We start from the raw sequence: 8,873 nt of genomic DNA, 5'->3' as shown, positions 1-8,873 counted from the left end.
ATGGCCAGAAGTCATCGATTATTCGAGCTAATGCAAGTGCTCCGCCGACACCGAAGAACGGTGTCGGGCCAAGCACTGGCGCGTGAGTTGGGCGTGTCCCTGCGAACTCTCCGCCGCGACGTTGCCACACTGCAGGGCATGGGAGCCGACATCGACGGAGAGGCAGGCGTCGGCTACATCCTGCGGCCAGGATTTCTCCTGCCCCCAATGTCTTTTACCGAAGAAGAGATCCTGGCGCTCGTGACCGGCGCCAAGTGGGTCAGTCGTCAGACCGACGATACGTTAGCCCTTGCAGTGACAAACGCGCTGGCCAAAATCAACGCCGTTCTTACGCCCGACATGCGATCAGCCTTCGACGATGACACTATCTATGTAGGCCATTCGCTGAAAGGCTCGACACACCTTGATCTGAGCGAAATCCGCCGAGCGCTTCGCGAGCAACGTAAGCTGCGCATCAAGCTGTCGCTCGAACACGCACCGGAAGATGAACAGGTAATATGGCCGATCATGCTGGGCTTCATCGAAGCCAAGCGGTTTGTCGCAGCCTGGTGCGAGCTGGACGAACAGTTCCGCGTGATCGGCATGGACGATATCACGAGCGCTGAAGTTCTTGCCGAACGCTACCTTCGGAGTCGCCGGCTGCTCGTTAAGGAGTGGCGCGCTCTCGAGATGCGACCGTGCAACGGTCAGGGCGACACTTGCTGATTAAGATTAAAGTGATGGGATCCGAGGAATTTGGCACTGATCTGTCAGCAAAGTTTACCGATCTCAACCCGCCCCCTGCTTAATAAAATCGATAAAAGCGCGCAGCGGCGAGGGGATAAACCGCCGGTCGGAATAATAGAGAAACGGGCCGGAAAACTGCGGCCACCAGGGTTCGAGCACCGGTTCCAGGCTTCCGTTGACCAGGTAAGGTTTCAACCAATCCTCAAACAGATAGACAATACCCACGCCGGCCACCGCCGCCGCTATGGCCAGATCCGTGGCGCCACCGGCCTGTACCGTCAGCGGCCCCTCAGGGTGAAAAGAAACATTCTCCCCACCCTTTGCAAACTCCCAGGGATAACTTTTCCCGCTGGGGAAACGGCCATTGATACAGGCGTGCGAGAACAGGTCATGCGGATGTGCAGGCCGCCCACGCCGTTCAAGGTAAACCGCAGATGCACCTGCGGCAAAACGCTGTACCCTGGGGCCAATAGGTACGGCAATCATGTCTTTTTCCAGCCGCTCTTCATAGCGGATACCGGCATCGCAGCCGGCGGCCAGCACATCGACAAAGCTTTCTTCCGTCTGCACCTCAACCTTGATATCCGGGTAGGCGGCAAGAAAGGCAGGAATCAACGCAGGCAGCACCAGCCGCGCCGCGCTGACCGGGACATTCAGCTTAAGCGTTCCGGCGGGTTTATCGCGAAAGCCATTCACCACATCCAGCGCGCCCTGCACCTCGGCGAGCGCTGGCCCCAGCCTTTCCAGCAAGCCGTAACCGGCGGCGGTTGGCGTTACGCTGCGCGTCGTGCGGTTAAACAGCCGCACGCCAAGCTGCTTTTCGAGGCGCCGAATGGCATCGCTGACTCCGGACGCGCTCCGGCTCAACGTTCGCGCACCTTCACGAAATCCCCCTGAGCGCGCCACGGCGAGAAAAGCATGCAGGTCTTCTAAATCGGTTTTCATTGTGCGTCCCCCCGTACACCCCGTCCACTGCCCCACTACTTATCACGGGAATGAGCAGCGCCTATTATAAATAAATGCGGCAGCCCCGCAGACTATCCCAACAGGAGACAAGTTATGTCCAATAACGACCAGCATCCCACATTTCCCCTTGGCGATCGAAACGTCAAGCGGCTCGGCTACGGTGCCATGCAGTTGGCCGGCCCCGGCGTGTTCGGGCCACCGAAGGATCCTGATGCCGCCCTGGCGGTACTGCGGGAAGCCGTTGCGCTGGGGGTTAACCATATCGACACCAGCGACTTTTATGGCCCGCATATCACTAACCAGTTGATTCGCAAAGCGCTGGCCCCCTATCCGGACGATCTGACCCTTGTCACCAAGATCGGCGCGCGCCGGGGTGCGGACGCCTCATGGCTACCGGCCTTTTCCGCCGCAGAACTGACCAGTGCGGTACATGACAACTTGCGCAACCTCGGCCTTGAAACGCTGGATGTGGTCAATCTCAGGATCATGCTTGATACCCATGGTCCGGCGGAAGGCTCGATAGAAGAACCCCTGACGATCCTCGCGGAACTTCAACGTCAGGGGCTGGTGAAACACATTGGCCTGAGTAATGTGACACCGACCCAGGTGGCGCAGGCGCGCAATATTTGCAACATTGTTTGCGTGCAAAACCACTACAACCTGATAAACCGCGGCGATGATGCTCTGATTGACCATCTGGCCCGGGAAAGCATCGCTTATGTGCCGTTTTTCCCGCTCGGCGGTTTTACGCCGCTCCAATCCTCGGCGTTATCGGATATCGCCGTGCGTCTTGGGGCCACTCCTCTGCAAACCGCGCTGGCGTGGCTGTATCATCGTTCGCCCAATATTCTGCTGATACCGGGCACCTCCTCCGTCGGCCATTTGCGCGAAAACCTCGCGGTACCTGATTTGCCGTGGACGGAGGATATCGCTAAAGCACTGGACGCTCTCGTCTGACACGCGGCGCCAGTTATACCGCAAAACAAAACCCTGCCGAAGCAGGGTTTTAGTGTTCGTCTTTCCGAACCGTCGACAGTTACCTTTTATCGGTCTTTCCCGATCGTCATTGGGTTCAAGAGCATAGCCAAATCACCACGGCAGACAGGCACGACTCCCCTGAGGACAGAATATGCTCTCGAACACGTGGATTAAAACCTGTAGCCACCGCCCAGCAAGACCTGGCTGGAAATATCTTTGTCCACCATTGGGCTATCGGTGATTTCACTGCTCAGCTGCACGACACGTACTGACGCCAAGGCATACCAATGTTCGTTAAACTGGTAATTGGCGCTCAGCTCCACATAAGGGCTCCAGCTCTCTCCGGCCGAATACGTCGAAAAACCGCTGCGCTTTGCCTCAGCATGACCAATGCCGTAGTAGTAATCATTTTGGTTGCCGTTGTTGTAAACCGCGCCAATGCCGGGAACAAGGCGTAGCTTGCCCACCTTGATTGGGTACAGAAAGGCCACGTCTCCCACCACACCGTTGCTGTTATCAAGGGTATCACCAGCCAGCGAGGCGCGAATAACCCCCCATTTCTCTTTATGGGTGAAGGCCATTCCGGCCATTAATGTGCCGTCGCGCTTATCCAGGCTTTTCATTTGACGGTTATTGCTGTCATCGGGATCAAAACCCAGAGGGGAATAGTAAGTAATAACCGAGATTCGATCCTTTGGCGTATTCAGTAGGTAATAACCGGCAGCCAACGAATGAATATAAAAATTCCCTTTTTCATAATTTACCGTGGGCAGCCCCTGCGTTTTTGCATCGGTATCAACATAGCCATAATCGTTTAGCATAGCGGCAGCACCCAAAGACCAGCTTGCAGCGGATGAAACCGTCGGGTAAATAAGAGAGGCGAAAATCAAAAAAATATTAATATAAGATGTTTTCCTCAGAAAAAAGGAAAGCGAAGAGACTGAAAGCGGTTTCATTATTATCATCCATAGTGGGAGCATCAAGCGCCCTGCATACTACTCCCAACGGCAATCGCCTCATAGCCGCTCGCATGTCCAAAAATGCACACTTGACAACGAATTGATTTATAAACACACTCACCCCATCTTACTAATACCTTCTCTCCGCCGCCTTATCGATAAGGCCGCTCAATTGCATCGCAGCAAGGCATATTATAGTATGCGTAAAAACGTCATTCAGGGCTCACCGTAATAAGCTCTCATCCTTGGACTCTCAAATTATGGCAGCAGAAGTTATCTTAACGCCCCCTGAAAAAAATGCCCCGACCTTATTCACGCAAGAGGATAAACCCACAGAACATATCTTGGCGCTGCAGCACGCTTTAACGCCGTTTGGGAGGAAATGCTCATTTCCTGCTGGAAAGAAAATCCGTTTATTTCACAATGGAATACGTTATTGGTTCTTGCTCCAGTCAGGTGAAATGTCTGTATGTCGCGACAGCGATGGGTTAAAAATAGCCAATTTTAGAGAGCCTTCACTCGCCGGCATCGCAGAAACCTTCTACCCCAAGGAACTGCTCTTCTTCCTGGCTGAATCACCGGTTGAACTTCTGATGTATCAGGAAAGAGATGTGCTGGAAACCCTGGCGCGAGAAAACCTTTGGCAGAGTCTGGTCTATATACAAGCCTATATTATCCAAACCATGAGCATTCGCGACAAATTGCTTTTAGGCAGCGATACCTATGAGATAGTTTGTAATCACCTACTCATGCTAATGAATGAAAAAGAAGCTTTCCGGTTATCCACCACGGTCCCTCGCTATATCCAGCAAAGAACGCAACTCTCACGCAGCGGCATCATGAAGATATTATCTGACCTGCGTAAGGGGGATTACATTACTATCGAAAAAGGGATTTTATACGCGGTTAATCGGCTGCCGAAGCGTTATTAAATTACCGTTCAGGGCCCTTAATACGCCCTAAACGGTGCACTCGCCTTATTTGACTTAGATGGTCTGGCTGCGGCGTTCTTTACAGCGCCCGCGTATACACCCGTGAAGCTTCGCCCCAAGGGTGATAGCCCAATCCGTTAAAGGCAAAACCCTGCTTTTCGTAATACCCCTCAAGATCGGTGCACAGATGCAGTTGCGGGAAGCCAAATTTGCGAGCCTCTTCCGCCACATGATTAATCAGCAGCGAACCGTAACCGCGCCCACGCTGCGCTTCTTCCACATACAGCGCACATAGCCAGGGGTACAACTCGCCGCGGCTGATAAAGTCATTGGTGATCAACCCCGCACAACCCAGGATGTCGTGGTCGTCCATCAGCAAATACCACTGCGGCAGTGGATTGGCTGCGCCAATGCAGCGGGTGATGGCATCTTCATACATCTCCAGGGTGTCTGGCGAAGCCCATTGCTGCTGGAAATAGCGAATCGCCTGTTGCCTAAACTCAGGTGATTGACGCACCGAAATAATGTTCATATCCGTTCCTGTGGTTATTTTCCCTGCTTAAACCGGTTTAAAATTATGCGATATACGAAGGAGATTAGCACGGCCTTTGTTATAGAAATCAGCTGGATGTGCAGATAATATGGCAGTGCTGCCCAAAGATTCGGCAGTATTTTTCCCAAACAGAGGTCGTTATGACGCAAAATATTTATGACAATCAGGCCTTCTTCGACGGTTATGCGCAACTCAGCCGCTCGGTGAACGGGCTGGACGGCGCGCCGGAATGGCCGACTATCCGCAGTATATTGCCGGATTTGCGCGGCAAGAAGGTGGTCGATCTCGGCTGCGGTTACGGTTGGTTCTGCCGCAGCGCACGCGAGCAAGGCGCCGCGAGCGTGCTTGGTATGGACCTCTCCGAGAAAATGCTGAACAAAGCACGGGAGATGACGCAGGACACCGGCATTGAATACCGCCGGCAGGATCTGGAACAGCTTCAACTGCCGCCGGCATCCTGCGATCTGGTCTACAGTTCGCTGACGCTGCACTATATCGAAGATCTGGCCCGGCTGTTCGCCACGGTTTATCAGGCACTGGCGGCGGGTGGGCGGTTTATCTTCACCGCCGAGCACCCGATTTATACCGCGCCGCAGCATCAGGGCTGGCTGGTCGATCAACACGGGCAAAAATCCTGGCCGGTCAACGGCTATCAGCAGGAAGGGCGACGGATCTCCAACTGGCTGGCGGAAGGCGTCATCAAGCAACATCGCATGCTCGGCAGCTATGTCAACCTGCTGGTGCAGCAGGGATTCATCATCACCTATTTAAATGAATGGGGCCCTTCGGCGCAGCAAATCGTGGAAAACCCAGCGCTCGATGAAGAAAAAGAACGCCCGATGATCTTTATCCTGGCCGCCCATAAACCCGCCTGATTATTCCCTTTCGCAGTACATCCTTAACACATAGATTCTTGGGGAGCTCGCCTCCCCCCAACGTTTTATTCCCCCCATGGCGGCGGCACCTTCTTGCGTAAAGCCTCTCAACAGCCGACTATACTTAAGCTATTACCCCCTTGAACCGGAGAGAAAAAATGGCATTTGCTATCGGCGATTTTGTACAGCGCACCACCGGCGGCCCAAAAATGATCGTGGTGGCCATTGATGGTGACACACTGGTCTGCAGTTGGAACGAACTGGGCACCGAGCAGCGTGCGGAAGTCCAGGCCAGCGACGTGGCGCTCTATCATGAAGACGGTGATTTTGGCGTATGCTGAACAATCGGGGCGCAATGGCGCCCCACCAGACCTTCAGGCGCGAATGTCCTGATATTCCGGCGTGGTGTCGAATTCATGTTTGGCGAACGGGCACAGCGGAATGATTTTTCGTTTTTCCGCCCGCATTTTCTCCACCACCCGCGCCACCAGCTTTTTACCCACCCCTTGGCCTTTCAACACCTCATCAACCCAAGTGTGATCGATAATGGTTAATTTATCCCCGCTCGGCACAAAAGATATCTCGGCGATCGTTTTTCCCTGCCGATCGTTTATATAGAAACGTTTGTCATCTTCCAGAATGTTAAGATCCACAGCCTTGCTCCTGTATTTAAATGCGTAATCGCCTGCAACTACTAGAAATAACCTAAGGTTAGTCTATTATTTAAACAGCAACACAACATAATTCCGCAGTGGCTGAGGAGTTCAAAATGGGTGACGGCTCAAAAGACGGCGTTATTCTGCTATCCCGAATATTGTTGATGGTCCTGTTTATCATTTTTGGCTGGATGAAACTGACCAGCTTTGGCGCAACGGTGAGCGCAATGGAGGGTTACGGCACGCCAATGCCGTATTTGGCGGCGATTATCGCCGTGGTGGTTGAGTTTGTTTTCGGCATTGCGCTTATTGTCGGCATATTTACCCGCCCTATTGCGGTTATTTTCGCCGTCTATGTGCTTGGCACCGCTTTTATCGGCCATCCATTCTGGAAAATGACCGGGATGGAAATGATGGGCAATGAAATAAACTTCTTCAAAAACATCAGTATTATCGGCGGGCTGCTGCTGTTGGCGGTCACCGGTGCCGGGCGTTATTCGCTGGACTATAAATTCTTTAATAAATAGCCCCATTCAGCCGGCAGTCACGCTGCCGGCTGCTCTTCCCTTACTTGCACCCTAGCGACTACGCTTGGCATGACGCTCGAAGTTGTCGGCCTTGGCCTGCGCCGATTTACGCAGCGTGACGTAGCAAGCGCCTTCTCCCCCGTCGCGCGGCAGCGCCCGGCAAAATGCCTGCACCTGTTCAAACTGCGCCAGCCATTTGGCGAGGTAGCTGCGCACAATATTGGGGTGGCTCTCGTCCTCACGCCCCCGGCCATGGACAATCAACAACGAACGCAGATTGTGCTTTTCCGCCAACAGAATAAAGCGGAACAGCTCTTGGCGGCAGGTCTCGACCGGCTGTCTCAGCAGGTTGAGGTTGGCCTGCGGCGGGTAGCGGCCATTGCGCAGCTTATCCAGCACGCCCTGTTGAATGCCCTCGCCTTTGTATTCCAGCGGCAGCCCGCAGGGGATCACCTCAAGAAAACCGGTGCTGAGGAAATTCTCCTGCCGCAGCGCCTGCGCTTCGCGGCGCGCGCTTTTATCCACCGTCTCCTGCGGTTTGAGGTACAGCGTCTGGCACCCGCGGGATAGCGGGATGACATCGGCCATCGCCTGCGCAAAAACATCTTTTTCCTGGTTGCTCATCTCACTGCCACTCCTGGACGGGAAGCCTTTTTGGCGCGGATGAACCTGATTGTAAGACGCCGCGTCCCGGTTGCAAGCCGGAATTGTCAGCGGAGTTTGTCCGCAATCGTCGTCAACGGGTGAGGTTCTGTGCAGTTTTCGTTATACTGCAAACCATTATTGAGTGCCGCAAAGGGAAGAGACCATGAGAATGCGCGAGCTGGAAATCCAGTTTCAAAATGCAATGAGTGAGTTGCAGGCCAGCTTCGAAAAGCAGCACCGCGAATGGCAGCAAAGCTATCAGGCTCTGCAGCAGTTATTGGCAGAGTCCAAACAACGCGAAGCCGCGTTGCTGGAAGAAGCCAAACAGCGCGAAGCGGCACTGCGTGTGCAGAATGAGCAGTTGGTGCGCAAGCTGAGCACTGCCAGCTCGGTACCGGAACAGCACGCACTGGTGAAGCAAATCAAAATGCTGGGCGCGCACCTGGATGCATTGGCCAAAGACGCCGCCACGTTCAACCATCACCTGCGCAATCAACAGCGGGCAGCCGACAACTTTAGCGGCGATCAGCGTTGACCCCGGGCGCTGTAGCACAGCGCCTCCTGCCAAATACTGGCGCTCTGAGAGTGTAATAAATCATAAATGACCTGGATCATCATCGCTGCCCTGATCGTTGTATTTATTATTGGTTACCGCATTCTGACTTCAGACACCCGCAAAGCCATCGACTCACTGGCCCACCTGCTGAAAGTAAAACCGATGCTGATTGAATCGATGATTCAGGAAATGGGCAGCCGCAACAGCCAGACCTTTATCCGCACGCTGAATAACGGTTACACCGAAGAGATGCACCAGGCGGCGTATCTGCTGTTTATCTATCTGACCTTTATCAAGCAGGCGAGCGATGAGCAAATCGCCCTGTGGCGCGAAACGCTGCTGCGCGCCGGGCTGTCGCCGGAGCTGCATGCCGAGCACACCGAGGCCGCGCTGTTTTACTTTGCCGATCTGGATATTGACGCGTTCGAACTGGCGCAGTTTCGCCGCGCCTACAATGAGCGCTTTAACCGCGAGGCGATCGCCAACGGGTGAGGTACTCC

General features: G+C 54.1%; 13 protein-coding genes. 8 read left to right on the top strand and 5 right to left on the bottom strand.

Annotation, left to right across the window (positions count from 1 at the left end; all coding sequences use genetic code 11):
- The gene (locus tag QZQ97_RS16430; RefSeq protein WP_311994324.1) at positions 1-705 is read left to right on the top strand and encodes a helix-turn-helix transcriptional regulator; all 705 of its coding nucleotides are present in this window, start codon (positions 1-3) and stop codon (positions 703-705) included.
- A gap of 63 nt (positions 706-768) precedes the next feature.
- On the opposite strand, the gene QZQ97_RS16425 is transcribed toward QZQ97_RS16430, so the two are convergent.
- Positions 769-1,671, bottom strand: coding sequence for a LysR family transcriptional regulator (locus tag QZQ97_RS16425; protein WP_311994323.1), 903 nt, complete (start codon positions 1,669-1,671; stop codon positions 769-771).
- A 114-nt stretch (positions 1,672-1,785) separates the two neighbouring features.
- Between QZQ97_RS16425 and QZQ97_RS16420 the strand changes: the two genes are divergently transcribed.
- Entirely contained in the window at positions 1,786-2,649 is an 864-nt protein-coding gene (locus QZQ97_RS16420; RefSeq protein WP_311994322.1) for an aldo/keto reductase family oxidoreductase, read from the top strand.
- A 191-nt stretch (positions 2,650-2,840) separates the two neighbouring features.
- On the opposite strand, the gene QZQ97_RS16415 is transcribed toward QZQ97_RS16420, so the two are convergent.
- Complete coding sequence (locus QZQ97_RS16415; RefSeq protein WP_311994321.1) at positions 2,841-3,626, bottom strand: MipA/OmpV family protein; 786 nt, start codon at positions 3,624-3,626, stop codon at positions 2,841-2,843.
- 263 nt (positions 3,627-3,889) lie between these two features.
- Between QZQ97_RS16415 and QZQ97_RS16410 the strand changes: the two genes are divergently transcribed.
- On the top strand, positions 3,890-4,561 hold the full coding sequence (locus QZQ97_RS16410) for a winged helix-turn-helix transcriptional regulator (protein WP_311994320.1): 672 nt from the start codon (positions 3,890-3,892) through the stop codon (positions 4,559-4,561).
- Positions 4,562-4,640: 79 nt separating this feature from the next.
- Here the strand turns inward: QZQ97_RS16410 and QZQ97_RS16405 are convergent, their stop codons facing one another.
- Positions 4,641-5,093 (bottom strand): GNAT family N-acetyltransferase, encoded by a 453-nt coding sequence (locus tag QZQ97_RS16405; protein WP_311994319.1) that lies wholly within the window; start codon positions 5,091-5,093, stop codon positions 4,641-4,643.
- Between the two features lie 161 nt (positions 5,094-5,254).
- On the opposite strand from QZQ97_RS16405, the gene QZQ97_RS16400 reads away from it, so the two are divergent.
- Together QZQ97_RS16400 and QZQ97_RS16395 are read left to right on the top strand one after the other, a co-directional pair.
- Complete coding sequence (locus tag QZQ97_RS16400) at positions 5,255-5,989, top strand: class I SAM-dependent methyltransferase (RefSeq protein WP_311994318.1); 735 nt, start codon at positions 5,255-5,257, stop codon at positions 5,987-5,989.
- Between the two features lie 158 nt (positions 5,990-6,147).
- Positions 6,148-6,330: a YodC family protein gene (locus tag QZQ97_RS16395; protein ID WP_006318523.1), complete on the top strand. Its 183-nt coding sequence runs from the start codon at positions 6,148-6,150 to the stop codon at positions 6,328-6,330.
- Between the two features lie 33 nt (positions 6,331-6,363).
- Here the strand turns inward: QZQ97_RS16395 and QZQ97_RS16390 are convergent, their stop codons facing one another.
- Entirely contained in the window at positions 6,364-6,630 is a 267-nt protein-coding gene (locus QZQ97_RS16390) for a GNAT family N-acetyltransferase (protein WP_311994547.1), read from the bottom strand.
- A gap of 128 nt (positions 6,631-6,758) precedes the next feature.
- On the opposite strand from QZQ97_RS16390, the gene QZQ97_RS16385 reads away from it, so the two are divergent.
- Positions 6,759-7,172: a DoxX family protein gene (locus tag QZQ97_RS16385; protein WP_311994317.1), complete on the top strand. Its 414-nt coding sequence runs from the start codon at positions 6,759-6,761 to the stop codon at positions 7,170-7,172.
- 51 nt (positions 7,173-7,223) lie between these two features.
- Here the strand turns inward: QZQ97_RS16385 and smrA are convergent, their stop codons facing one another.
- Positions 7,224-7,796: a DNA endonuclease SmrA gene (smrA, locus tag QZQ97_RS16380; RefSeq protein ID WP_311994316.1), complete on the bottom strand. Its 573-nt coding sequence runs from the start codon at positions 7,794-7,796 to the stop codon at positions 7,224-7,226.
- Between the two features lie 184 nt (positions 7,797-7,980).
- Between smrA and QZQ97_RS16375 the strand changes: the two genes are divergently transcribed.
- Together QZQ97_RS16375 and QZQ97_RS16370 are read left to right on the top strand one after the other, a co-directional pair.
- Positions 7,981-8,352, top strand: coding sequence for an MbeD/MobD family mobilization/exclusion protein (locus tag QZQ97_RS16375; RefSeq protein ID WP_006318535.1), 372 nt, complete (start codon positions 7,981-7,983; stop codon positions 8,350-8,352).
- Between the two features lie 66 nt (positions 8,353-8,418).
- The gene (locus QZQ97_RS16370; protein WP_006318537.1) at positions 8,419-8,865 is read left to right on the top strand and encodes a DUF1198 family protein; all 447 of its coding nucleotides are present in this window, start codon (positions 8,419-8,421) and stop codon (positions 8,863-8,865) included.
- The last annotated feature ends 8 nt before the right edge of the window (positions 8,866-8,873 follow it).

Origin of the sequence: Serratia sp. root2, from assembly GCF_031931805.1 — a bacterium.
In the GTDB taxonomy this organism is placed as follows: Bacteria; Pseudomonadota; Gammaproteobacteria; order Enterobacterales; family Enterobacteriaceae; genus Serratia; species Serratia inhibens.
Note: the sequence above shows the minus strand (reverse complement) of the source record. Positions and strands in the feature narration are given on the sequence as shown.